21 protein-coding genes are annotated in these 23,690 nt (G+C 73.0%); 11 read left to right on the top strand and 10 right to left on the bottom strand.

Annotated features, from left to right (window positions below):
• Positions 1 to 20: 20 nt before the first annotated feature.
• The 9 genes from rfbD to AD017_RS19790 all read left to right on the top strand — a co-directional run bounded on the left by rfbD (position 21) and on the right by AD017_RS19790 (position 12,192).
• A complete protein-coding gene (gene rfbD, locus AD017_RS19830; RefSeq protein ID WP_060575087.1) occupies positions 21 to 857 on the top strand; it encodes a dTDP-4-dehydrorhamnose reductase in 837 nt (278 codons plus the stop codon).
• Positions 854 to 1,747, top strand: coding sequence for a glucose-1-phosphate thymidylyltransferase RfbA (rfbA, locus tag AD017_RS19825; protein ID WP_010241281.1), 894 nt, complete (start codon positions 854 to 856; stop codon positions 1,745 to 1,747). The genes rfbD and rfbA overlap by 4 nt, the downstream gene beginning before the upstream one ends.
• Before the next feature lie 12 nt (positions 1,748 to 1,759).
• A complete protein-coding gene (locus AD017_RS19820) occupies positions 1,760 to 3,736 on the top strand; it encodes a hypothetical protein (protein WP_060575086.1) in 1,977 nt (658 codons plus the stop codon).
• Positions 3,737 to 3,794: 58 nt separating this feature from the next.
• Positions 3,795 to 4,475, top strand: a complete 681-nt coding sequence (locus AD017_RS19815) for a GPP34 family phosphoprotein (protein ID WP_060575085.1) — start codon at positions 3,795 to 3,797, stop codon at positions 4,473 to 4,475.
• Between the two features lie 132 nt (positions 4,476 to 4,607).
• Positions 4,608 to 6,680: a glycosyltransferase gene (locus AD017_RS19810; RefSeq protein WP_168170453.1), complete on the top strand. Its 2,073-nt coding sequence runs from the start codon at positions 4,608 to 4,610 to the stop codon at positions 6,678 to 6,680.
• Positions 6,673 to 7,941 carry an O-antigen ligase gene (locus tag AD017_RS19805; RefSeq protein WP_145986085.1) on the top strand — a complete coding sequence of 423 codons (1,269 nt, stop codon included), beginning with the start codon at positions 6,673 to 6,675 and terminating at the stop codon, positions 7,939 to 7,941. Before AD017_RS19810 ends, AD017_RS19805 begins: the two co-directional genes overlap by 8 nt.
• A complete protein-coding gene (locus tag AD017_RS19800; protein ID WP_060575082.1) occupies positions 7,938 to 9,200 on the top strand; it encodes a hypothetical protein in 1,263 nt (420 codons plus the stop codon). Before AD017_RS19805 ends, AD017_RS19800 begins: the two co-directional genes overlap by 4 nt.
• On the top strand, positions 9,197 to 10,615 hold the full coding sequence (locus AD017_RS19795; protein WP_060575081.1) for a hypothetical protein: 1,419 nt from the start codon (positions 9,197 to 9,199) through the stop codon (positions 10,613 to 10,615). The genes AD017_RS19800 and AD017_RS19795 overlap by 4 nt, the downstream gene beginning before the upstream one ends.
• Positions 10,612 to 12,192 carry a DUF4091 domain-containing protein gene (locus AD017_RS19790; RefSeq protein WP_060575080.1) on the top strand — a complete coding sequence of 527 codons (1,581 nt, stop codon included), beginning with the start codon at positions 10,612 to 10,614 and terminating at the stop codon, positions 12,190 to 12,192. Before AD017_RS19795 ends, AD017_RS19790 begins: the two co-directional genes overlap by 4 nt.
• Before the next feature lie 37 nt (positions 12,193 to 12,229).
• On the opposite strand, the gene AD017_RS19785 is transcribed toward AD017_RS19790, so the two are convergent.
• From AD017_RS19785 to AD017_RS19775, 3 genes are read right to left on the bottom strand one after another with little or no spacing between them, the layout of a single operon-like run.
• Positions 12,230 to 13,246 (bottom strand): NAD(P)-dependent oxidoreductase, encoded by a 1,017-nt coding sequence (locus tag AD017_RS19785; protein ID WP_060575079.1) that lies wholly within the window; start codon positions 13,244 to 13,246, stop codon positions 12,230 to 12,232.
• Positions 13,243 to 14,445: a DegT/DnrJ/EryC1/StrS aminotransferase family protein gene (locus AD017_RS19780; RefSeq protein ID WP_202968875.1), complete on the bottom strand. Its 1,203-nt coding sequence runs from the start codon at positions 14,443 to 14,445 to the stop codon at positions 13,243 to 13,245. The genes AD017_RS19785 and AD017_RS19780 overlap by 4 nt, the downstream gene beginning before the upstream one ends.
• Positions 14,442 to 15,134 (bottom strand): sugar phosphate nucleotidyltransferase, encoded by a 693-nt coding sequence (locus AD017_RS19775; protein ID WP_168170452.1) that lies wholly within the window; start codon positions 15,132 to 15,134, stop codon positions 14,442 to 14,444. The genes AD017_RS19780 and AD017_RS19775 overlap by 4 nt, the downstream gene beginning before the upstream one ends.
• 213 nt (positions 15,135 to 15,347) lie before the next feature.
• Here AD017_RS19775 and AD017_RS19770 point away from each other — a divergent pair, with 213 nt between their 5' ends.
• Entirely contained in the window at positions 15,348 to 16,898 is a 1,551-nt protein-coding gene (locus tag AD017_RS19770; protein ID WP_060575077.1) for a sugar transferase, read from the top strand.
• Here AD017_RS19770 and AD017_RS19765 read toward each other — a convergent pair.
• The gene (locus tag AD017_RS19765; RefSeq protein WP_060575076.1) at positions 16,819 to 18,102 is read right to left on the bottom strand and encodes an NAD(P)H-dependent oxidoreductase; all 1,284 of its coding nucleotides are present in this window, start codon (positions 18,100 to 18,102) and stop codon (positions 16,819 to 16,821) included. The genes AD017_RS19770 and AD017_RS19765 overlap by 80 nt on opposite strands.
• A complete protein-coding gene (gene rfbC / locus AD017_RS19760; RefSeq protein ID WP_060575075.1) occupies positions 18,102 to 18,668 on the bottom strand; it encodes a dTDP-4-dehydrorhamnose 3,5-epimerase in 567 nt (188 codons plus the stop codon). The genes AD017_RS19765 and rfbC overlap by 1 nt, the downstream gene beginning before the upstream one ends.
• A 204-nt stretch (positions 18,669 to 18,872) precedes the next feature.
• On the opposite strand from rfbC, the gene AD017_RS19755 reads away from it, so the two are divergent.
• Positions 18,873 to 20,366: a sugar transferase gene (locus AD017_RS19755; protein ID WP_145982541.1), complete on the top strand. Its 1,494-nt coding sequence runs from the start codon at positions 18,873 to 18,875 to the stop codon at positions 20,364 to 20,366.
• Here the strand turns inward: AD017_RS19755 and AD017_RS19750 are convergent.
• The 5 genes from AD017_RS19750 to AD017_RS19735 all read right to left on the bottom strand — a co-directional run bounded on the left by AD017_RS19750 (position 20,360) and on the right by AD017_RS19735 (position 23,679).
• Positions 20,360 to 21,640, bottom strand: coding sequence for an HNH endonuclease signature motif containing protein (locus tag AD017_RS19750; RefSeq protein ID WP_168170451.1), 1,281 nt, complete (start codon positions 21,638 to 21,640; stop codon positions 20,360 to 20,362). The genes AD017_RS19755 and AD017_RS19750 overlap by 7 nt on opposite strands.
• Before the next feature lie 84 nt (positions 21,641 to 21,724).
• Positions 21,725 to 21,913, bottom strand: a complete 189-nt coding sequence (locus tag AD017_RS19745) for a hypothetical protein (RefSeq protein WP_010241233.1) — start codon at positions 21,911 to 21,913, stop codon at positions 21,725 to 21,727.
• A gap of 264 nt (positions 21,914 to 22,177) precedes the next feature.
• Complete coding sequence (locus AD017_RS19740; RefSeq protein WP_060575073.1) at positions 22,178 to 22,570, bottom strand: hypothetical protein; 393 nt, start codon at positions 22,568 to 22,570, stop codon at positions 22,178 to 22,180.
• A 10-nt stretch (positions 22,571 to 22,580) separates the two neighbouring features.
• Positions 22,581 to 22,712 (bottom strand): hypothetical protein, encoded by a 132-nt coding sequence (locus tag AD017_RS37055; RefSeq protein WP_255357011.1) that lies wholly within the window; start codon positions 22,710 to 22,712, stop codon positions 22,581 to 22,583.
• 127 nt (positions 22,713 to 22,839) lie between these two features.
• The gene (locus AD017_RS19735) at positions 22,840 to 23,679 is read right to left on the bottom strand and encodes an SAM-dependent methyltransferase (RefSeq protein WP_060575072.1); all 840 of its coding nucleotides are present in this window, start codon (positions 23,677 to 23,679) and stop codon (positions 22,840 to 22,842) included.
• Positions 23,680 to 23,690: the final 11 nt, after the last annotated feature.

The raw sequence follows: 23,690 nt of genomic DNA, 5'->3' as shown, positions 1-23,690 counted from the left end.
GACGGCGAGGAGGTGGGCGCGTGCGCGCGTGCGTGCTGGGTGCCAACGGGCAGCTCGGACGGGCACTGACGGCGGCGCTGCCCGATGCCGTGGCCCTCACCAGGGACGGGCTGGACGTCGGCGACGCCGCCGCCGTCGCCGCGTTCGACTTCTCGGGCGTCGACGTCGTGTTCGACGCCGCCGCGTACACCGCCGTCGACCGGGCGGAGACCGATCCCGCGGCGGCGTGGCGGGTGAACGCGCTCGGCCCGGCGTACCTCGCCGCGGCGGCCGCCCAGTACGGGTTCACGCTGGTGCACGTCTCCACCGAGTACGTCTTCGACGGCACCGCGCCCGGCCCGATGCCCGAGGACACCCCGCTCGCGCCGCTGGGTGTCTACGGCGCCTCCAAGGCCGCCGGCGAGCTGGCCGTGCGGGCGGGCGCCCCGCAGCACGTCGTCGTCCGCACCAGCTGGGTGGCCGGCGACGGCGGCAACTTCGTCGCGACGATGGCCCGGCTGGCCCGCGACGGCGTCTCCCCCGCCGTCGTCGACGACCAGGTCGGCCGTCCGACCTTCGCCCCCGACCTCGCCGCCGCACTGGTCGCGCTGGCCGGGAGCGGGCAGGGCGTCTACCACGTCACCGGCGACGGCGAGCCGGTCAGCTGGCACGGGGTGGCCGGCGAGGTGTTCGCCCGGTGCGGCCGGGACCCCGCCGACGTCCGCGCCGTGTCGACCGCCGAGTACGCCGCGGACAAGCCGCACCTGGCCCGCCGCCCGGCGAACTCGGTGCTGGACCTGAGCCGGGCGACCGGAGCCGGGATCTCGATGCCGGCCTGGCGGGACGGACTGGACCGGTACCTCGGGGTGCCGCGGTGAAGGGGATCGTCCTGGCCGGCGGGACCGGCAGCCGGCTGTCGCCGATCACCCGGGCCGTCTCGAAGCAGCTGCTGCCGGTCTACGACAAGCCGATGATCTACCACCCGCTGACCACGCTCATGCTGGCCGGCGTGCGGGAGATCCTGCTGATCTCCACCCCGCACGACCTGCCCGGCTTCCAGCGGCTCCTCGGCGACGGCACGCAGCTCGGCCTGGAGATCACCTACGCCCCGCAGGAGCACCCCAACGGCCTCGCCGAGGCGTTCGTCATCGGCGCCGACCACGTCCGCGGCGGCCCGTCGGCACTCGTCCTCGGTGACAACATCTTCCACGGGGCGTCCTTCGGCGACCTGCTGCGCCGCCGCGTCGCCCAGGTGACCACCGGCGAGGCCGGCTGCGTCCTGTTCGGCTACCCCGTCCGCGACCCCCGCCGCTACGGCGTCGGCGAGGCCGACCCGGACGGGCGGCTCGTCTCCCTCGAGGAGAAGCCCGAGCACCCCCGCTCCGACCGGGCCATCACCGGCCTCTACCTCTACGACGAGCACGTCGCCGACATCGCCGCCGCGGTCGAGCCCTCCCCCCGCGGCGAGCTCGAGATCACCGACGTCAACCGCGCCTACCTCGACCAGGGCCGCGCCCACCTCCAGGACCTCGGCCGCGGCTTCGCCTGGCTCGACACCGGCACCCACGAGTCCCTCATGGAGGCCGGCCAGTACGTCCGCGTCCTCGAGAACCGCCAGGGCGTCCGCATCGCCTGCATCGAGGAGGTCGCCCTCCGCATGGGCTACATCGGCGCCGCGCAGGCCCGGCGGCTCGGCGAGGCCCAGCTCGGCTCCGGATACGGCGAGTACGTCGTGGGCGTGGCGGAGCAGTTCGACCGCCGGGGCTGACAGGGTGGGGGTGTGAGCGGTGCCCCCGCGCCCGTACGGCGCTTCCAGCACGCCCTGTTCCGGGCCGGGCAGTGGGTGCTCGGGCACCGCGGCGGCCCGGAACACGACATCGAGCCGGGGCTCTCGGTCGTCGGCAAGGACGCCGGGACCCGGCAGGTCCGGCTGTGGATCGGCGCACTGGTGCACGGCTGCGACGCCGAGACGCTCGACGCGACGGTCACCGTCTCCGGAGCGGCCGGCGACGCCAGGGTCACGACGACGCTGCTGCGCTTCGGCTTCGACGACGAGCGCGCCGTCTCCGGCTGGCGGGCGGGCACCCGGTTCTTCCACGGCCACGTCGTCGTCGACCGGCTGGCGCCCGACGCGTGGGGCGAGGCCGCCGTCGAACTGGCCCCGGTGCCGGGGCTGCGCGAGGAGCACCGCCGGGCGTCCTGCCGGGTGCGGACGCTGCCGTCGCGGATCGCCGTCGGCGGGTCGCTGACCGCGCTCGTCGGGTCCTGCTACGACGCCGACACCGACACGACGAACGCCCTCGACGCGGCGTTCCGGCACCTGCGCGACCACGTCGCCGCGCCGGACCTCGCGCTGCTCACCGGCGACCAGGTCTACGCCGACGCGCCCGCGAAGTTCTACGCGACGATGGCCCGCAGCACGCCACGCACCTACGGCCTGCTGGAGTACTGGACGTCCTGGGGCATGCAGCGCTACGGCGAGCGCCGCCACCTCGGCATGCGGGAGCTGCTGGGACACGGCCCGCACTGGTTCCTGCCCGACGACCACGAGTTCTGGAACAACTGGCCGCACGCGTCGGTCACCGCGCGGCACTCCTACTCCAACATCGGCCGGGCCGGTCGCGGCGGGCTGCTCCGCAGGCTCGCCGTGTGGCGGCACCGCCGCGCCGGACCGGACGCCCCGGTGCCCTGCCCGGCCGATCCCGGCCCGCCGCCCACGGATCCGCTGGTGCAGAGCTACCACCCGGTGCACCCCGACGAGTGGGACACCTGGGGGCGCGCCGCGTTCGACCTCTACGGCTCGTTCCAGACCCCCAGCGTGCGCGACCGCGACACCGGCCGGATCACCCGCGGCGAGCTCGACGACGACCCGGCCGCCGACCCGCTCCGCCCGCCCCGGCACGGTCCGCCCGGCGAGGTCCACCGCCCGCTCAACCAGCTCGTGCAACGCATCGACCTCGACGAGGTGCAGATCGTCCTGCTCGACACCCGCACCCGCCGGACCCGGCGCACGGACGACCCCCGCCACTCCGGGTTCGTCGACGCCGAGTACCTCGACCGGGTGCTGGCGATCGCCGCCGACGCCGCGGTCCTCGTGCTCGTCACCCCGCAGCCGATGCTGGTGCCGCCGTACCGGACGCGGCTGCGCGAGCGCCCGCTCGGCGCCCGGGTGGAGAAGGCGATCGACCTGCAGGTAGCCGACTACCCCGACCAGTACGCCCGGTTCTGGGACGGCCTCGTCGCCGCCCGGGACGGCCGCCCCACCGTCACCGTCGGCGGCGACATCCACTCCAGCTACGTGGGGCACGCGCCGTCGCTGCCGCTGCTGGAGGTGGTGTCGTCGCCGATGTCGCTGGTCGCCGGCTCGACCCTGTTCGAGACGGTGTTCGCGGCGCCGGCGAAGCTGCTCCGCGCGATGTCCGGGGGCTCGGCCCACCGGGACCCGTACGCGCCGGGCGCGCCGCTCGCCCGGATCCCGGACCTGCGCAGCCGGGCCGTCCGCGCGCCGGAACCGGGCGACGAGCCGGTCGCGGTGTCACTGACCGGGCTGGGGCGCGGCAACCCCGAGGGCATCGGGCTGCTGTCGCTGGCCCGGACCGGCGAGCACCGTTTCGAGCTGACCGCGTCGCTGCACCTGCGCGCGTCGTTGGCGGCCGGGAACACCGACGGCGCCCGACGGGTGCGCGTGGAGCTCCGGACCGACCGGCGGGGCCCCGAGGCGATGGGGCGCCCGGAGGTCGGTCCGCCCCTGCCCTGAGGAGATCGTCCCCGCCACGGGAGGTACCGGAGGCCCGGTCCCGCTACGGTCGTCCGGTATGGGGGATCTGCTGCTCAGCGAGGAACTGCTGCTCATCGGCCTGCACGACGGGACCGGCAAGCCCGACGGGTGGTTCGACCCCGGACGGCTGCACGGCGCGCTGCTCTGCGACCTGATCGAGCGAGGCCTCGTCACCGTCGACGGGACGAAGAAGGTCGTCCCGACCGGCGAGCGGTCCGACCACCCCGCCCTGCAGGCGGTCCTGGAGACGGTCACCGCCGACGCGAAGCCGCGCAGCGTCTCGCACTGGGTGAGCACCCTGCCGTGGAAGCACACGAAGCCCAGCGAGCTCGTCGCCACGAGACTGGTGGACGACGGCGTCCTCACCAGTGAGGAGGGCCGGGTCCTCGGGCTGTTCCGCACCACCCGGCTGCCCGAGGCGGACCCGGGCCCGGAGCGGGCACTGCGGGAGCGGCTCGCAGGGATCCTCGTCGCCGGCCGCACCCCGGACGCCCACGACGCGCTGCTGGTCACGCTCCTGCACACGACGTCGCAGACAGCGGCGGCGCTGTCCGGGGTGGACAAGCAGCAGCGGAAGGAGGGGCAGCGGCGCGCGAAGGAGATCGCGAAGGGGCTGAAGGACGATCCGGTCGTCAAGGCCCAGTACGACGCGGCGGTCATCGCGATGGTGACGACGGTCGCCGCGACGACGGTGGTGACGACCTCGGGTTCGGGCTGACCCCCGACCGCTTCGTACCGCTCCGTCGCTAACACCCGATCACCGGGGGACGAGTGTTCCGGCGACGCCGCGGCCCGCGCACGGGCCGCTCCGGTGTCCAGGCCCGGAAACCGGAGCGAAGGAGCTGTCCCGGTGCGCATCTGTCAGCTGTCCAGTGTGGAGTCCGCGTTCGGCTTCCTGGTCCCGCTGTTCGACGCCCTGGACCGCGACGGGCACGAGGTGGTCGCGGCCAGCATCATGGACCACGACGGCGACGTACTACGGCACCACCTCGGCACCGCACACGAACTCCACAGGATCGGCGTCAGCCGCAAGGTCACGGCGCGCGCCCTGACCACCGAGATCGTCGCACTGGCCCGCTACCTGCGGCGAGAGCGTTTCGACGTGGTCCATCTGCACGGTCCGCTCGCGTCGATCCAAGGACGACTCGCGGCCCGTCTCGCGGCGGTCCCGTGCGTCATCAACCACGTGCACGGCTTCTACTTCCACGAGGGCATGGCACGACCGTCCCGGGTGGTGCACCAGACCGCGGAGCGCCTGCTGAACCGGCACCTCGCCGACCACGTCGTCACCGTCAACTCGGAGGATCTCGAGCACGCGCGCCGGAACGGGTTCGCCAGGGATCCCGCCCGGATCGTCGCCACCCCCGGCGTCGGGATCGACACCGAACGGTTCGCCCCGGGGTCCGCCCGGAGGCACGCGGTCCGTCGCGAACTCGGTGTCCCCGACGGAGAGCTCCTCGTCGTCTTCGTCGGCAGGCTGGTCGCGGAGAAGGGTGTCCAGGAGCTCCTGACCGCGTTCTCCGAACTGCTCGCGGAGCAACCTGCGTGGCTGGTGCTCGTCGGCGACGTGTCGCCGAGCGAACGGGACCAGTCCGTCCTGGCGAGGATCGAACAGGAGCACCGGCGCGACCCGGAGGCGGCCGCGCGGACCCTGCTGCTCGGGCAGCGCCGCGACGTCCCGGACCTTCTCGCGGCCGCCGATCTGGTCGTCCAGCCGTCCTACCGGGAGGGGATGCCGGTCTCGGTGCTGGAGGCCATGTCGGCAGGGGTCCCGCTGGTGACGACGGACATCCGGGGCAGCAGGGAGGCCGTGGCGGGTGGAGCGGCCGGCGTCCTGGTCTCTCCGCGGGACGCGGCCGCGCTCAGCACCGCCGTCCGGAAGCTCGCCGCGGATCCCGAGGAGCGGGCCCGGCTCGGCGCCGCCGGACGCGCCCGGGTCGAGGACCACTACGCGACCTCGATCGCCGTCGCCCCGCTCGTCGCGCTCTACCGCAGGATCGAGGCCTCGAACACGGGGCGCCCGCGCAGCGCCAGGGCGCGGCTGCGCTCCACCGCCAGGCGCGTCGTGCCCCCGGCGCTGAGCGGGCCGGCGACCCGGCTCCCACCCTGGCGGATCGCCGTGGAACGCACCACCGACCCGCTGTCGCCGGTCGGCCGGGACAGGCACCCGGTCTTCTCCGAGGAGGAGCTCGACCGGCTCGGTATCACCATGGTCGCCGACCCGTTCGCGATCGAGCGGGACGGCACGTGGCACCTCTTCTTCGAACAGGTCCGGCGGGGCGAGGCGCGCGGGGAGATCGGGCTCGCCACGAGTGACGACCTCGCCGACTGGCGCTACCGGGGTGTGGTGCTCAGCGAGGACTTCCATCTGTCCTATCCCCACGTCCTCGCCGATGGCGACGACATCGTCATGATCCCGGAGACCAGCCTCGACGGGACGGTGCGGCTCTACCGGGCCATGGGGACCCCACACGCCTGGGAGCTCGACCGGATCCTGCTGCAGGGAAAGCCCTACAAGGACAGCACCGTGCTGCTCCACGACGGCCGGTACTACCTGTTCACCGAGAGCAGCGTGAGCCACACCCACGACCGGCTGGACCTGTTCGTCGCGCCGTCGGTGCGCGGCCCCTGGCGGCCGCACCCCTCGAACCCGATCGTGCTGGACGACGCGGGCGCGGCCCGGCCGGCAGGCCGCGTCGTCGAGGTGGACGGACGGCTGGTCCGCCTGACCCAGTCGTGCGAGCAGGTGTACGGCGCAGGCGTCCGGGCCCGGCCGATCCTGACACTGAGCCCGCTGGAGTACCGCGAGTCGCCCGACGAGATCCAGCTCCATCCGTCCGGCAGGTCGGACGGGACGGGCCACCATGCCGACATCCACCGGATCCCCGGTGGATGGCTGCGATTCGTCGACGTCCATGGATGAGGCCGGAGCCCGGAGCACGCAGGCGACACGGCGGGTGTGGTCCCCCGACCTGATCCTGCTCGGGGCCTACCTGTTCACGATGCCGATCCAGATCGAGGTCGGTGACTACCGCCAGATCGCTCCGGCCGACCTGTTCATCGCCCTCTACGTGGTGCTGCGTTCGTGCCGGCTCCGGCACCTGGGCGGTGCCTGGACCGTCTGGCACATGGCGTTGGTCCCGCTGCTCGGGCTCGGCTGCCTCGTCGCCGTCGTCCGGACCGGTGAGCTGACCTCGTACGCCCTGCTCCAGAAGTACGTCGGGCTGATCGCCCTGCTCGTCACCGGAGCCTGCTTCATCGACTACATGCGTGACACCGAGCGGCTCCACCGGATCCTCCGGCTGTTCGTGTCCGCCGTGCTCCTGCACGCGACGCTCGCGCTCGGGGCACGGCTGCTGAACATGGTCGGCGGGCCGGTGCTCCCGCTGATGAACGATCCGTGGCCCGCCGACCGGATCTCCGGTCTGGTGCTCGACGCGAACGCCTTCGGCGGTCTCGTCGCGCTGGCGCTGGTGCTGCACCATCTGACGGCCCGGACGCCCTCGGCCCTGCTGCCGGGCCGGTGGGCGGCGGTCGGGTACGTGGTCCTCCCGGCCACGTTGCTGCTGACGTTCTCGCGCTCGTCCTGGATCGGGCTGACCTTCGGTCTGCTGACCCTGCTCGTGGTCCGGCCGGGTCTCGGTGGCCGGACGCTGGCACTCGGTGTGTTGCCGGTCGCTGCGCTCGCGCCACTGGTGCTGCTGCAGATCCCCGACGCCGGTGCCCTGGTGACCCGGCCGAGCGAGATCTCCTCCCGGCTGGTGATCGGTGCGGAGGCCCTGCACGACTACGTCCAGAGCCCCGTGTTCGGGATCGGTCTCGGCGTGTACGTCTCCGACTACGGCATCGTCGTGCACAACACGGCGCTGTGGTTCCTGTCCGACCTCGGGATGATCGGCCTCGCGGTGTTCCTCGCGCTGATCGTCTCGGTGGCACTGCGGCTGTACTCGGCAGTGCCCGTCGCGTCGGTCGAGCTGCGGCCGATCCTGCTCGCGCTGTTGTGCGGGCATGCCGTGATGGTCGGCGTCTCGCTCGGGATCGAGGCGTTCTACCAGCGGCACTGGTGGGTGGTCTTCGCCGCGGCGGGCGTCGCGACGGTGCTCGCCCGGCGGTCCCGGACCACCGGTTCCGCGGCGACCGCGCCCATCGCAGCGCCCGCGACCGTGGAGGTTCCCGCCAGGTGAGCGGCACGTCGAACCTGCGCCAGGCCCACTGGGGTTTCCTGTCGCAGGCGGTCAACACCGGCACGAACTTCCTGCTGACCCTGCTCGTGGCCCGCGAGACCGAGCCGGACGACTTCGGCGCGTTCGCGGTGGTCATGGTGCTCTACACGATCGGCGTCGGCGTCGTGCGCGCCACGTCGAGCGACGTCCTCGCGGTCCTGCGTGGACGCCGGAGCGCGGACCGTCGCAGGGAGGAGGGCGAAGCCCTCGCGCACACGCTCGTGTTCGGAACGGTGCTCGGACTCGTCGCCGCAGGGGTCGTGCTCCTCATCGGGCACGGGACGGGCCCGTTCCTCCTCATGGCACTCGCCATGCCGCTGCTCATGCTCCAGGAGGGGCTGCGCGGCATCGCGATGGTGCGAGCCGTCCCCAAGGAGGCCGCGCTCTCGGACGTCCTGTGGGCGGTGCTGCAGCTCGGCACGATCGGGATCGCCGCCGCCGCGTCCGGTGGGCCGTCCGAGATCGCGGCCGTGGCCGGATGGTGTGCCGGCGGCAGCATCGCCGCGCTGATGGCGTTGTTCCGGCTCCGGGTCCGGCTCCGGATCCGTGTGGCGCACCGGTGGTTCGCGATCCACCGCGCGGTCGCCGCGCCGTTGCTCGCCACCCACATGCTCACGGGTCTGCCGGTGGACGCGTCGTTCCTCCTGATGCCCCTGGTGACGACCCTCCCCGAGGTCGGCGCGCTGCGAGCGGCGTTCCTGTTCTTCGGGCCACTCGGTGTGCTGATCCTCGGTACCCGCTCGATGCTGCTGCCCGACGCGACGCGGCTCGGCTCCGCCGGGGAGGTCCGCAGGCTCGTCGGCCGTGTCACCGCTGTCCAGGCCGCACTCGCCGCGGCCTGGGGCACCGGGATCGTCCTGTTGCCCGACCCGGTGGGGCGGTGGCTCCTGGGGGCGAACTGGGACGGCACGTACGGCCCGCGGTTCTTCCTCGCGATGATGCTGGTCGCCGAGGCGGTACTCGTCGGGGCCGTCGTCGCCGCGTCCGCGCTGGGCCTGCTGCGCCGGGCCCTGCTCGTCCAGGCCACGACCGTGCCGATCGTCCTCGTCCTGGTGCTCGTCGTGGCCGCGGGACACGGCGCCACCGGGACCGCCGCCGTCCTGGCCGGCGGCTACCTGGTCGGTGGCGTTCTCGCCTGGTCACTGCTCCTGACCCGAAACGGCCGGCGCCGCTCGACCGAGATCCTCACCACCCACCGCACAGAATCCGGATCAGCATGAACCCGACCTCATCGCCCGACGAGCTGGAGATCACCTTCTGGCGCAGGGCGCTCGTCAGGCACGGCCGGCTCGTCGCCGCCGTGGTGGTCCTGTTCGTCGTCGTCACGGTCGCGGCCGTCCTGCTGCGGCCACCGGCCTACTCGGCCTCGACCGAGGTCTTCGTGTCCGGAGCCGACGTCGGCCCCGAGGTCCAGTTCGTCCAGAGCCGCTACGTCCAGGAGGCGGTGGCGGCGGAGCTGGGCTACCAGCCCGACGTCACGGTCGAGGCGGACGAGTCGACCTGGGTCCTCGCCGTGTCCGCGTCGGCGCCGACACCCGAGGAGGCGGAGCGGGTCGCGACGACCTATGCAGGCGCCTACGTGCGCCTGCGTGAGCAGGCCGGGTCGGCGGCTCGCCGGGCGAGCGAGGCGGAGCTGGAACAGTCGATCGCCGGGGTCAGGAGCGCACTGGACTCCCTCTCCCCGCAAGCCCCTCCGCAGGCCGCGACCCGGCTGCAGGAGGATCTCTCGACCTATCAGGACGCGCTGACCGCGACGACGTCGACGTCGATCCAGTCCGGACCCCGCCCGGTCGTGCTCGACACGGTGGTCGCGGATGCACCTGCGTCGTCCATGGTGTGGCTGTACGCCGCCGCTGCTGCTGCGATCGGTCTCGTCGCAGGGGCCGGTCTGGCCGGAGCGGTGGCGGGCCTCGACCCGCACGTGCCGTCCGCGGCGTACGCCGCGCACAGCCTGCGGGCCCCGTTGTTCGGGACGGTCCCGCCGTCCGGCCCCGGCTCCGGCGCGGGACGGCGGCCGGGCCGGTGGTGGGCGCGTCGGCGGCGCCCCCGGCGGGCCGACGGTGGGGAGTCCATCGCCATGATCCGCGCCCTCGTGTTGCCCGGCGACCGGGACAAGGTCCGTGGCAGCGTGCTGGTCTGCGCCACCGGGTCCGCCGATCGGAGCGAGGCGCGGGCGGTGGCGACCGGGCTCGCGACCAGCTTCGCCCGCACCGGCGCGACGGCAACCGTGGTGCGGGCCGAGTTCGACGGCACGGAGGGATCCTCCCCGGGGCTCACCACCGTGCTGGCGGGGCAGGCGACCCTGGCGGACGCTCTCGTCCCGGTGGACGGCACCCCGGGCCTGTCGGTCCTCTCCCCCGGCGAGGCCCCGGGTTCGACGGTCGACCTCCTGTCCGGCCGGGCGTTCGGCCGCCTGCTCGAGGAGCTCGAGAAGACCGTCGACGTGGTGGTCCTGCTCTGCGACCCGCTCGGCGAGGACCCGGGCGCCGCCCTGGTCTCACGGTCGGCCGACGCGACCATCCTGGTCGTGTCGGAGCGGAGCCGGCGCGACGAGCTGCAGCGCGCGGACGAGACCTTGCGGGCGACCGGCGGCCGGACCGAGGGCATCGTCTACATCGGTGAGACCGACCGGTGACGGTCCGGCGCCGGTCACTGATCGCCGGTGCCGGAGTGGTCGCGGCGGGCGCCGTCGGCGTCCTACTCGTCACGGCCCTCCCGTCCGGACCGCCGACGCCACCCGGACCGCCCACGGCCTGGGTGGAGGACGCACTCACCCGGGTGCCGGGCGATGCTCCTCCCGGCGCCTCGACCTCGGCAGAGGTGACCGCGGCCCGCGGTGAGACCGAGTCGTTCCAGATCGTCGTCACCGGTGGGAGCCGGCCGCTGCACGGGGTCGATCTGGAGCTGGCACCGCCGGCGGGCCCCGGCGGTGCCAGGCTCCCGGACACGTCGGTCTCGCTGTACCGGGAGCAGTTCGTGTCCGTCCCGGCCACGTTGCCGGTGTCCGGCACCGACGGTCCCGGCGAGTACCCGGACGGTCTGGTCCCCTTCACCGATCCCGTCACCGGAGAGGCCCTGAGCGGGGACGTCCCCGCCCGGGGGGTGTCCGTCCCGCCACACCGCAGCCAGCCGTACTGGGTGGACATCACCGTCCCCCGCGATGCGGCCCCGGGCGTCTACCGGACCGGATACACGCTGCGGACCGACGGTGGCACCGTCACCGGTGACGTCGAGCTCACCGTCCTCGACCTGACTCTGCCCGCCCGGCCCGCGCTCGCGGGAGCCTTCCTCAGCGCCGGCGGGCTGGCGTCGGTCGACGCGGAGCTGCTCCGTCACGGCGCCATGCCGGGAGTCCCGGTGACCGAACTGGACCCTTCGCTGCGTGACGGGGGCCGGATCAACGCCGCCAACACCGGGTTCTACAGCGGCGCCGACCGCGAGACGTGCACGATGCGGCCACCGCCCCCGCCGGAGGAGATCGCCGAGACCGTACGGCGGGCTCCCGCCGGGGCGCTGCTCTACAACTACACCGCGGACGAGATCGACGACTGCGACGACGTCGCGGCGCTGTACCCGGCGCTACGCGACTGGGCGCGGGCCGTGCACCGGGCGGGTGTCCGTCAGCTGGTCACCATGGCGCCGGACCCGCTCCTGTTCGACGACGGCACCGGTTCACCGGTGGTCGACGTGTGGGCGTCGCTGCCGATGGACCACGACCCCGCGACGGCCGCGGAGGCGGTCGCCCGCGGCATGCAGGTCTGGTCCTACACCGCTCTCGCCCAGGACGACTACTCGCCGAAGTGGCTGATCGGTGCGGACCCCGTCGGCTTCCGCGCGATGCCGGGGTTCCTCAACCAGGGCCTCGGCTACACGGGGTCGCTCTACTGGCGGGTCGACGACTGGGGCGACGGCGATCCGTGGGAGACGGCCGTCATGTACGACGGCCGCTACCCCGGCGACGGGATGCTGGTCTACCCCGGCGGTCCGGTCGGGCTCCCGGACGGCGCCGCACCGTCGTTGCGGCTCAAGTGGATCCGTGACGGCATCGAGGACTACGGGTACGCCGAGCTGGCCCGCAGCGTCGCCGGGGACGCCGCGGTGGACGCCGTCGTACGCCGCGTGGCGCCGGACTGGCGGAACTGGAGCCGGGACCCGGCGGCGCTGGACGCGGCCCGCGCGGACCTCGCGGAGCTGGCGATGGGCGGACGGTGACCCCGCCCGCCCATCGCGTTCCCCTGCCGGCGATCTGCTACTCGAGGTGCGCGACGGCGTAGTTGCCGTACCGCGGGTCGCCGGCACGCACGTCCGTGAAGATGCCCGCCTGGACCGCGGACGTGAGGGCACCCACGTAGTCCTGGACGGTGTGCCGGGTCCGGAACCCCAGCGTCGAGGAGATCTTGTCGAACGCGACCCGGTAGTTGCGCGGATCGGTGTCGCCCTCGCGGTAGGTGACCGTCGCGCCGTCGACGTGCTTGAGCACCTCGTCGACGATCATCCTCTTGGTGAACTGCTGGTCGGCGTCCCCGACGTTGAAGACCTCGCCGTGCACCAGGTCCCGGGGTGCGTCGAGGACCGTCAGGACCGCCGACGACAGGTCCTGGACGTGGCAGTAGGGGCGCCACGTGTCGGCGTCGTAGACGACGAGCTCGCCCCCGGCGGCGAGCTCGCGGGTGAACTGGGACACCGTCAGATCGAACCGGGCCCGCGGTGAGAGGCCGTACGCGGTGGCGACCCGCAGGACCGTGCCGGTCGTCGCCGTCTGCGACGCCCGCGCGAGGACGTGCTTCTCGACCGCGATCTTCGTCTCGGCGTAGAGCGACTGGGGATTGAGGTCGCTGGTCTCGTCGGCGAACGTGGACGTGTCGTGGATCCCGTAGTTGCTGCACGTGGAGGTGAAGACGAACCGCTGGACCCCGAGATCGGACAGCGAGTCGTGCAGCCGCACCGCCGCGTCGTGGTTCACCTGCTCCGCCAGCTCGGGGTAGCGCTTGCAGACCGGGTCCCCGACGAGCGCCGCGAGCAGCACCACGTCGGTGGCCCCGGTCGCGGCAGCGGTCACCGCTCCCCGGTCCCGCACGTCCCCCCGGGTGAAGGCGAACCGGGGGTGGTCGAGCAGGTGGTGCAGGGCGAACCCGTTGTCGTAGACCAGCTGGTCGAGTACCCGTACCCGCGCACCCGCGTCCAGGAGCCGGGAGCTCAGGACGGATCCGACGTAGCCGGCACCGCCGACGACGAGGACGGTGCGGTCGTGGAGGTCCGGTGTCATCCGGCCTTCCTCTCTGTCGTGCCGATCAGGTCGGGTGTCCCGGGTGTCTCGGGTGTTTCCGCCGGGTCGAGCGCCCCGGCGAGGGCCGCCACGACCCGTTCGACGTCGCCCGGGGTGAGTCGCGGGTGGAGCGGGAGCGTCAGCTCCCGGTCGTGGAACTCCTCGGTCTTCGGCAGCACCACGTCCCCGTAGCGGTCGCGGTAGTACGAGAACCGGTGCACGGGCGGGTAGTGCGCACTGGTCTGCACCCGGGCCACCCGCATCGCCGCGGCCACCTCGGCCCGGTCGGTGCCAGGTGGCAGCAGCACCGGCAGCAGGTGCGCGGCGGTCGGATGGTCCGGCTCGAACGGGACCCGGCACTGCGGGAGGACCTCGGCCAGGACGGAGCGGTACCGCCCGGTCAGCTCCCGCCGGGTGGCGTTCCACCCGAGGAGCCGCGGGAGCTGTACGAGCCCCAGGGCAGCACGCAGCTCGTCCATCCGGAAGTTGTGACCGCAGTCGACGACGTCGTAGCCGGTCCGATGACCCTTGTCCCGGTCCAGGGTGCTCGCCGTCATCGCGTGGGCGCGCAGCAGGCGCACGTGCTCCCGTGCGTCGGGGTCGGCGACGACGAGCATCCCACCCTCGGCGGTCGTCATGTTCTTGTTCGAGAAGAAGCTGAACGCCGAGGCGTCGGCGACGCGGGCGACGTGGCCGGGAAGACCCGCCGCGTGCGCCGCGTCCTCGACCAGTGCCACCCCGTGCTCGTCCGCGAACCGGCGCCACACCGGGGCGTCGACCGCGTACCCGCCGTACGGCATGACGATCACGGCCCGGGTGCGGGCCGTCATCCGCCGCCGCGCGTCCTCGATCGACAGGTGCGGCCGCTCCGGCGAGTCGATGTCGACGAAGACCGGCGTCGCGCCGGCGTGCAGCACCACGCTCGCCGTCGCCACGAAGGTCAGCGACGGGAGGAGCACCTCGTCCCCCGGGCCGACGCCGACCGCGGCCAGTGCCAGCTGCAGTGCCGACGTCGCGGAGTGGACGGCGATCGCGTCGTCCGTGCCGTGCATCTCGGCGAACGCCTGCTCGAACCTGCGGACCCGGCCGCCCATCGTGAGCCAGCCGTCGTCGATCACCTCGTGCAGCGCCTGCTTCTCGGCGTCCCCCAGGACCGGTGCTCCGAGCTCGATCATCGGGAGGTCGGCGACGGACGTCACGCGGGCGCCCGCATCATCAGCTCGGCGTGCTCCTGCGCCCGGCGCAGGTCCTCGACCCGTCCGATGTCGATCCACGAGCCGGAGTGCTCGTAGACGTGCACCGGCATGTCCATGGTCAGCATGGTCCGCATCAGCTCGTCGAAGCCGAACGGTCCGCTCTCCGGGATGAAGTCGAAGATGGAGGGCTCCATCAGGTAGATGCCGGTACTGACGGAGAACTGCTCGGTCGGCTTCTCCCGGAAGTCGGTGACCAGTCCGCCGCGGTGTTCGAGAACCCCGTAGGCGATGTTCACACTCTGCCGCGTCACGACCACGGTGAGTGGGGATTCCTGCTTCTGGTGCTCGGTGAGCACGGAATCGAGGTCCACGTCGGTGAAGACGTCCGAGTTCGTGACGAAGAAGGGGTCCTGGACCGTGTGGCGCAATGCGTTGAGCGGGCCGATGGTCCCGAGTGGCTCGTCCTCGGAGATGTACTCGATGTCCAGCCCCCACCGCTCACCGTCGCCGCAGTAGCTGCGGATCAGCGGCCCGAAGGCGCTGACGGTGATCGACACCCTCTTCACCCCGGCAGCCGCGAACTGCGCGAGCAGATTGTCGATGACACAACCGTCCCCCACCGGCATCAATGCCTTGGGCAGAACGGTCGAATACGGAGCGAGACGAGTGCCGCGGCCACCGGCCTGGATCACGGCGCTGAGATTCGACATCTTTCCTCCCCTGGGGATCCTCGGACGACGGGGCACTCGAAAGTCGACCGGCAGGTGTTACGAGTGTCGATCAACTACTTTTCGTCGACATGGGAGAGAGGTTTTTCGATCCAGATCCGGCCACTGTGTAACACGAATGCGTGGGAAGCGAGTCGCCTCCCGTCACGCAGATCGCACGCCCGTACGTGAGGTGTCATGTCGAACGAGCTCCTGATCGGACCGCTCGCGCCCGCCCGCCGGGGCGTCGCCGGTGATCGTGCCTACGTCGGGGTGGCGGTCGCCACGGACGTGATCGGGTGGTGCGCGGCGCTCGTGGTCGCGGTGCTCCTCCGCTACGAGCTGGCGCTGGCGGAGATCGACCTCTCGGGTCTGCTGTGGATGTCGGTGGTGGCCGCCGGCGTGCAGGTGCTGGTCGGTGTCTGCCGCAGGTCGTACACGGCCGGGCGCGCCGCCGCCGGCGACGGCGGCAGGCTGATCCTCTCGGTGTTCGCGGTCGGTCTCGTGGTGTTCGCCCTGACGGTGCTGCAGGACCCACCCCCCGTGCCACGCTCGACACCGTTGATCGCGATCCCGATCGCGGCGTTGCTACTCGTGGGGGCGAGGGCGGCGCTGCACGCGCGGATCGACCGTCCCGATCCCACCGATCCGCGCCGGACGCGCCGAGCCGTGGTGGTGGGATCCGGGGACGACGCCGACTACCTCGTGCGGTCGATGCTGCGCGACTCGAGCTGGGGAATCCTCCCCGTCGCCACGCTCGGTGGGGACGGGACGCGGCGTCGGATCGCCGGCCTCGGCACCGCTCGCTCGGGTGAGGGCGCCACGGCACTGGCCGAGCGCTACGGCGCCGATCTCCTGGTCGTGGCCACCTCCGACGACACCGCGGTGCAGGCCGTCTCCGCGGACGCCGACGCGGCAGGCCTGTCCGTCCTCGTCGTCCCGCCACTCGCCGAGCTGGTCCGTTCGCTCGCCCCGGCCGACCTGCCCGACCGGTCGCACGACGTCCCGGGGCACCGCGGCCCCGGGCTCCGCCACCGGTGCAGGGCAGCGGCCAAACGCGCACTGGACGTCCTGCTCTGTGTGGTCGCGCTGCCACTCGTCCTGCCGGTCCTGCTGACGGTCGCCGTGGTCCTGACGGTCAGCGGGAGCGAGGTGTTCTACCGTGCGCAACGGGTCGGGCTGCACGGACGCCGGTTCACCATGTTCAAGTTCGCCACGATGCGGCCGGGCGACTCGGGGCCACGGGTGACGAGGGAGGGCGACCCCCGGATCACGCCGGTCGGGCGCGTCCTGCGCTCGACGAAGCTCAACGAGCTCCCGCAGGTCCTCAACGTGCTGCGCGGCGACATGAGCATCGTCGGGCCGCGCCCGGAGGATCCGCGGTACGCGCGGTCCTACACCGAGCGGCAACGAGCCGTCTGGTCCGTGCGCCCCGGCATGACGAGTGTCGCCTACCTCGACTTCGGCGACGAACAGGTCTTCATCGAACGGGCCCGGCCGGACGACGTCGAGGCCTACTACCTCGGCGAGCTGCTGCCGGCGAAGCTCGATCTCGAGCTCGGCTACGTCCGCTCCTGGTCGGTCCGCGGCGACATGACGATCATCGCCAGGACCCTGGGACGGCTGGTCAGGTCCCCGGCGCCGGGCCGGGGACCCACCGACCGTGCACTCAGGAGAAGAGCTTCTCCTGCTCCTCCCGCAACGAGTCGATCAACCGCCCCGGCGGCAGCGTCACGTCGTCGTAGGTGAGCACCGCGTCCTTTGCGACGTCCCGGGTGAGCACGCACCCCTCGGCGACGCCCATCGGCAGCAGCCGCTCCGACCGCGTCACCGGCGAGGACTCCGCGACGCCGTAGGTGTCGTAGCCACCCAGCCCGTCGACGGTGTGCCCGGCCTTCAGGTCCTGCTTGGCGGTGGCGACGACGTCGACCCGCTGCCCACCGGTCGGTGCCAGCGCGGCGTCCGCGAAGTCCACCGCCCGCACGATCGTGTTCGGGACCTCGAAGTGGCACAGGTGGTAGGGCGTGTAGAAGCTGTACAGCGGGCCCTCGCCCAGCTTGTACAGGTTCAGGTAGTGCCGCTGCTTCGGGTCGTCGTGCGTGCCGAGGACGTAGATGCCCGGGCCCGGCTTGGCGCCGACCACGTAGTCGACGACGCCACCCAGCTCGCGCAGCTCGTCGACGTCGTAGACCTGCGTCAGCTCGTCGACGTGGCCGGCGTGGTCGCGGCCGTACATCCCGCGCTGCCCGACGGTGAAGCCGTGCGCGTTCGCGACGATCGCCTGCTCGAACGACACCTTGGTGCCGTCGGCGAAGCTGGTGACCATGTAGGGGTCCTGGCCCCACTTCTCGGCGAACGCCTGCTGCGTGGTCGGGGTGCGGTACTCGTCCTGCAGGCCCTTGATGTTGCCCGCGACGAGCGGCGTGACGCCGATGCCCTTCACGAACCGCAGCAGGTTCCCCTGGACGCCCGGCTGGTCGCCGTCGGCCCCGGTCAGGACGACGCCGGCGGCCCGCGCCCGGTGCGCGAGGAGCGGCCCGACGGTGCCGTCGAGCTCCGCGTTCATGGTGACGACCGGGAGTCCGCGCTCGATGGCGGCGACGGTGACGTGCGCGCCGAACTCGACCGCGCCGGTGACGTCGACGAGCACGTCGATGTTCTCCGCGGCGAGCAGCGCGAACGCGTCGCCCAGCACCGCCGGGGTCCCGGCCGCGACCGCGGCCTCGACCTGCGCGGTCGTCGAGACCTCCACCGGCTCCAGCCCGGCCTCGGTGTAGGCGCGGACGGCGGTCGGCACGGTCCGGTTGGCGATCGCGACGACGTCCATCCCGGGCGTCGAGTTGACGATCTGGTTGACCAGGCCACGGCCCATGAACCCGGCGCCGACCAGCCCGACCCGGATCGGCCGGTTCTCGGCGGCACGGCGGGCGAGCGCGGTGTCGAGGATCAGCATCAGCGGGCCTCCGCCAGGGTGCCGGCGAAGTCCGGGTTCTCGGACACGAGCGGCCAGGCGGCGTCCTTGTCGGAGATGTGCGCGACCTCGACGGGCCACTCGACGCCGATCGTCGGGTCTCTCCAGCGCAGGCCCCGCTCGGCGCCCGGGGTGTAGGGCGTCGAGACCTGGTAGATCGTCGTCGCGTCCGGGGTGAGGGTCAGGTAGGCGTGCGCGAAGTTCCGCGGCACGTACATGGCCTTGTAGTTGTCCTGGGACAGCTCCGCCCCGAACCACTGCAGGTAGGTGTCGGAGTCCGGGCGCAGGTCGACGATCACGTCGAAGATCGCGCCGCGGACGCAGCGGATGACCTTGACCTCGGCGTTGGGCTCCAGCTGGTAGTGGAAGCCGCGCAGGGTGCCCGCCTCGTGGTTGTACGAGAGGTTGCACTGGGTGATCGTCGGGTCCAGCCCGGCGTCGAGGAACTCCTGCTCGCAGAACGCGCGAGCGAAGAACCCGCGGTCGTCCTCGAGGCGCTTGAGGTCGATCAACGCCGATCCGGGGAGCGGGGTCGGGTGGATGTCCATACCCTCAGCGTCGCCCATCCGGACCCACCCGTTGCATCCGCCCTCCGCATCGTGACGAGCGCAACGCGCGGTCATCACCCGACCGGGTAACGCGAAGATCCCGGACGCCGATGGACCGGCTGTCACGGTGCCCGCGGACGGGCGCCCGCCGGACGGCCCGACCCCAGCGGCGCCGCCGGCCCTGCCCCTGAGGAGCCGACTCTCGTGAGCGCGATTCCGGACGTCTCCCACGGGCCCGGGGTCACCCGGATCACGGTGCCGCAGCAGCGGCGCCGCCCGTCCGTGCTGCCGGGCGCCCCGCGGTGGCAGCGCCGGTTCTCGCTCGCCGTCGCGTCCGGCGACCTGGCGGTGATCGCCCTGACGGTCACACTCAGCGTGCTCGCCGGGCTCACCGGCCTCGACGCGGCCGACCGCGCCCGGCTGTGGAGCGGGGTGATCGCCGCGGGCCTGCTCGCGGTGGCCCTGCCGGTCTGCCGCGCGTGGGACGGCCGGGTGCTCGGCCAGGGCTCGGCCGAGTTCGTCCGGCTGGGACGCGCGGTGGTCCTGGCCGACGTGGTCCTCGCCCTCGGCGGGCTGTCGATGATGGTGCAGTCGTCGCGGGAGTGGGTCTTCCTGCTCGTCCCCCTCACCGGGGTGGCGCTGCTCGCGTCCCGGTTCGTGCTGCGCAAGTGCCTGCACCACCAGCGCGGACGCGGCCGCGGACTGCTGCCGGTGCTCGCCGTCGGCTCGGACGACGCCGTCTCCGACCTGATCCGCCGCACCCGGCGGGACCCGTACTTCGGCTGGCGCGTCACCGGCGTCTGCACGCCGACCGGTACCGGGACCGGCGGCGGTCACGACGTCGAGGGCGCCCCGGTGGTGGGCGACCTGGACTCGGTGCCCGCGCTGGCCACGACCGGGGAGCACGGCGTCGTCGCCGTCTGCCGGGCGCCCGGCTGGGGCCCGGCCCGGCTGCACCGGCTCGCCTGGGACCTGGAGGGCAGCCGGACGGAGCTGGCCGTCGACCCGGGCCTGATGGAGATCGCCGGCCCGCGGATGCACATCAGCCCGGTCGACGGGCTGCCTCTGCTGCGGCTGTCCGAGCCGCGGTTCTCCGGGATCGCGAAGGCGGTCAAGCACACGACGGACAAGGTCGCGGCCGGGCTGATCCTGCTGCTCGTCGCCCCGGTGTTCCTCACGGTCGCGCTGCTGGTGAAGCTGCACGACCGCGGTCCGGTGTTCTTCACGCAGGAACGGGTGGGCACCCACGGCCGGACCTTCCGGATGGTCAAGTTCCGCTCCATGGTCACCGACGCCGAGGCCCGGCTGACCGACCTGGCCCGGCAGAACGACGGCGCCGGCCCGCTGTTCAAGATGCGCCGCGACCCGCGCGTCACACCCGTGGGCGCCCTCCTGCGGAAGTACTCGCTCGACGAGCTGCCGCAGCTGCTGAACGTGCTGAACGGCTCGATGAGCCTGGTCGGCCCGCGCCCGCCGCTGCCGCGCGAGGTCGCCGCCTACGCCGACGACGCCCGCCGCCGCCTGCTGGTCCGTCCCGGCATGACGGGTCTGTGGCAGGTCAGCGGCCGCAGCTCGCTCACCTGGGAGGAGTCGGTCCGGCTCGACCTGCGCTACGTGGAGAACTGGTCGGTGGCGCTGGACCTGCTGATCGTCTGGAAGACGTTCGGCGCGGTGCTGCGCGGCCGCGGCGCCTACTGAGGACACAGCTCCGCCACCCTCCCGACCAGCTCCGCCCGGTGCACCGGGTTCCGTCGCGATCCACCCGCCACCCACGGCGGCGGATGGAACAGCGGGAACCCACCGTCCATCGTGACCGTCCAGTCGCCCTTGTGGATCATCGAGTGGTGGTGCCCGCACAAGAGCACCAGATTGTCCAGATCGGTCGGACCGCCGTCGGCCCAGTGCTCGACGTGGTGCGCGGAGCACCACTGCGGCGGCCGGTCGCAACCGGGGAAGGCGCATCCCCCGTCGCGCTGGGCGAGCGCCCGGCGCTGGCCCCGGTTCGCGAGCCGGTTCCCCCGCCCGACGAACAGCGGCTCCCCGTGCGTGCCGAGCACGACCGGGACGACCTCCGCGTCGCAGGCGAGCCGCAGCGCGGCGCCCGCGTCGACCGCTCCGGTGAGGAGCCCGTCGCCGAACCCGAGCTGCGCGGCCCCGCGGCCGGTGGTCAGCGCCTCCAGCGGCACGGTGACGGTCACCCGCACCTCCTGCCCGCGCTCCGAGCCGAGCGCGCCGGTCGCGATCGTCATCCGGGCGAGCTCGACCAGGCCGTCGCCGTTGCGCTCGGCGGCCGAGCGCTCGTCGCGCCCGATCGGCTCGCCCGCGTCGTCGCACCCGGCCTCGACCGGCGGGACCGGCGCGCTCAGCGGTGACAGTGCGGTCCGCAGCACGGCCGCGGACTCCGTGTCGAACCAGCCACGCGCCGCGAACCCGCTCCCCTGCGGCCGGAGGGTCAGCCGGTTGCGGGTCGGGTGCGGCTCGCGCGGCCGGGGGCCGTCGGGATCGAGCAGGGCGAGTGCGCGCCTGCCGAGCTTCTCGACGCCGTCGGGGTCCAGTCCCCGCGCGTGCTCGACGAGATCGGCCTCGAGCGGCGCGCGGTGCTCGTCGAGGTGCGGCGGCAGCGCCGCCAGCACCCGCTGGATCACGTCCACGTGCTCGGCGGACACCTCCGCCCGCCCGAAGGCCGCCGCCAGCGCGGGCAGCCGCGGATCGACCTGCTGCCCGGTGATCAGCACGGTCGGCGCGAGCTGCTCGGCGGCGCGGACCCGCGCCCGCCCCGTCCGCAGCGACACGTTCTGCACCGACCGCAGGAGGTGCGCGACGTCGCGGTACCCCTGGGCCTCGGCCAGGCCGCGCGACGCGACCTCCGCGACGAGCGGGACCAGCGCCGCGGACGCCTCGTCGATCGCGCGCTGGAGCGAGCCGACGGTGAGCAGCAGCTCCTCGTCGGTGTGCGTCCAGGCGTCGTCCACGAGGTCCACAGTATCCGAACATCAATTCGAACGGTGGAGTCGTCGACGACCGGCCACAAGGGTGCGACCAGCGGAAAGTCGATCTCAGAGGTCGGGGGTGTCCGGTCGCTCGCCCGGGTCGGGGATCCCGTTGCCGTCGACGTCGCCGGGACCTCCCGGCGGGACCGGCGTCGCGGCGTTCGCCACGGCCGGTCCGGCGATCATGGCCCCCACCACCGCCACGGCGCTCATCGCGGGAACGACGGTCCGGGTGACGGAACGCGAGATCGACATGCTGGCCCTCTCTCCTGATCGGGAATCGTGCACGGCTCGGCGGAGCGGACGGACGTCGGGAATCCCTGGAGCGACCCGGCTGCCTGTGCGTCCACGACCATCACCGTGCCCGCGCCACCCGGCCCCGCACATCGCCGTACGGATCGATATCCGGCCCGTCGTCCTCCTCCCGAAGAACGAGCCCGGACCAGCCGGACGGCCGATCCGCAGAACACACGACGACGCCCCGGACCGGCGGACCGGTCCGGGGCGCGTCGTCGACCCTCAGAGGTCGGGGTTGTCCGGGCGCTCGCTCGAGTCGAGCAGCCCGTTCCCGTTGGTGTCCCCCGGGCTCCCGGGCTCGACCGGCGAGCCGAGCCGCTCCGGCTGCGCGTCGGGGTTGTCCGGGCGCTCGCTGGAGTCCAGCAGCCCGTTGCCGTTGGTGTCCCCCGGGCTCCCGGGCAGGACCGGCGAACCCGGCCGCTCCGGCAGCAGGTCCGGGTTGTCGGGCTGCTCGCTGGAGTCCAGGATCCCGTTGCCGTTGCTGTCGCCCGGGCTCCCCGGCGGGACCGGGGACTCGGCGAGGGCGACTCCCGGCCCGGCGATCATGGCGCCGGCCACCGCGACGGCACTCATCGCAGGGACGACGACCCGGGCGACGGAACGCGCGATCGACATACAGATCCTCTCACTGGTCGGCAGGCGTGCACGGCGCAACGTAGCGGAGGACCTCCACCACGGCGACCGGCGCGACACCTTGCGCTGCACAGACATCCGGCCGTCCGGCGGTGCGCCGCGACCCGTCCGCCTGTTCGTTCACGACCATGACCCTGCACGTACGGACCGGTCCGGCACATCGACGGACGGTCGGACATCGACATGGCGCCGCGTCCGTCCGCGGGTGGAGAAGGTCCAGCCGTTCGGCTGAGGCGCGGCGGCGGCCTGGGTCAGGGCTTGCGCCCGACCGCCCCGACGATGCATCGCAGCACCGGGTCGACGGCGCCGTCGGTGGCCGGCCCGTCCGGCCACCAGTCCAGCAGCGGGATCAGCCCGTCGGTGTCCCCCGGGTTCCCGGGGAGGATGTCGAGCCCCGGCAGCATGGCCCGGATCTCGTCGAGGCTGCGGAAGTGCTCCCCGTCGAGCCCCTGGGCCAGCATGATGTCCCGGATCCGGCGCACCTGCGCCCCGTCCTCGCCGCCCGGGTCCCAGAAGTGGCTCAGCACGACGAACGAGCCCGGCGCGAGCGCGTCGACGTAGGCGCCCATGATCCCGGGCAGGTCGACGTCGTCGGTCTGGTGGTGCAGCGTGGCGCTCTGGTAGAGCGCGACCGGCTCGGACAGGTCCAGGTGGGTGCTGACCGTCGGGTCGCCGAGGACGTCCGCCGGCCGCGTGAGGTCGCCCTCGACGTAGCGGACCGTGGAGGCGTCGTCGAGCAGTGCCCGCCCGTACGCGACGGCCGACGGGTCGTTGTCGACGTAGACCACGCGCGCGCTCTCGTCGATCGCCTGCACGACCTCGTGGGTGTTCTCCACGGTGGGCAGGCCGGCGCCCAGGTCGAGGTACTGCGTGACGCCGGTCTGCGTCGCCAGGAACCGGGTCGCCCGGATGTGCCAGGCACGGTTCACCCTGGCCAGCGCCCCGCCCTGCGGGACGAGCTTCTCGACCGCGGCCACGGCGGACCGGTCGACGTCGTAGTTGTCCTTGCCCCCGAGGGCGAAGTCGTAACACCGCGCGATGCTCGGCACGCTCTGGTCGATGGACGGCGAGGTCGGCGGCACGTCACGCATGGCCGGAGCTT

The organism is Pseudonocardia sp. EC080619-01 (genome assembly GCF_001420995.1).
In the GTDB taxonomy this organism is placed as follows: domain Bacteria; phylum Actinomycetota; class Actinomycetes; order Mycobacteriales; family Pseudonocardiaceae; genus Pseudonocardia.
The sequence above is the reverse complement of the archived record's forward strand: the minus strand, read 5'-3'. Positions and strand labels throughout refer to the sequence as shown.

What these genes read in the sequence shown, in the direction of transcription:
- AD017_RS19740 (WP_060575073.1), bottom strand. Translation starts at nt 22,570, where the DNA reads ATGTCGATCGCGCGTTCCGTCGCCCGGGTCGTCGTCCCTGCGATGAGT.
- AD017_RS19765 (WP_060575076.1), bottom strand. Translation starts at nt 18,102, where the DNA reads ATGCTGATCCTCGACACCGCGCTCGCCCGCCGTGCCGCCGAGAACCGG.
- AD017_RS19735 (WP_060575072.1), bottom strand. Translation starts at nt 23,679, where the DNA reads ATGCGTGACGTGCCGCCGACCTCGCCGTCCATCGACCAGAGCGTGCCG.
- AD017_RS19815 (WP_060575085.1), top strand. Translation starts at nt 3,795, where the DNA reads ATGGGGGATCTGCTGCTCAGCGAGGAACTGCTGCTCATCGGCCTGCAC.
- AD017_RS19795 (WP_060575081.1), top strand. Translation starts at nt 9,197, where the DNA reads ATGAACCCGACCTCATCGCCCGACGAGCTGGAGATCACCTTCTGGCGC.
- AD017_RS19770 (WP_060575077.1), top strand. Translation starts at nt 15,348, where the DNA reads ATGTCGAACGAGCTCCTGATCGGACCGCTCGCGCCCGCCCGCCGGGGC.
- AD017_RS19805 (WP_145986085.1), top strand. Translation starts at nt 6,673, where the DNA reads ATGGATGAGGCCGGAGCCCGGAGCACGCAGGCGACACGGCGGGTGTGG.
- rfbC (WP_060575075.1), bottom strand. Translation starts at nt 18,668, where the DNA reads ATGGACATCCACCCGACCCCGCTCCCCGGATCGGCGTTGATCGACCTC.
- AD017_RS19785 (WP_060575079.1), bottom strand. Translation starts at nt 13,246, where the DNA reads ATGACACCGGACCTCCACGACCGCACCGTCCTCGTCGTCGGCGGTGCC.
- AD017_RS19745 (WP_010241233.1), bottom strand. Translation starts at nt 21,913, where the DNA reads ATGTCGATCTCGCGTTCCGTCACCCGGACCGTCGTTCCCGCGATGAGC.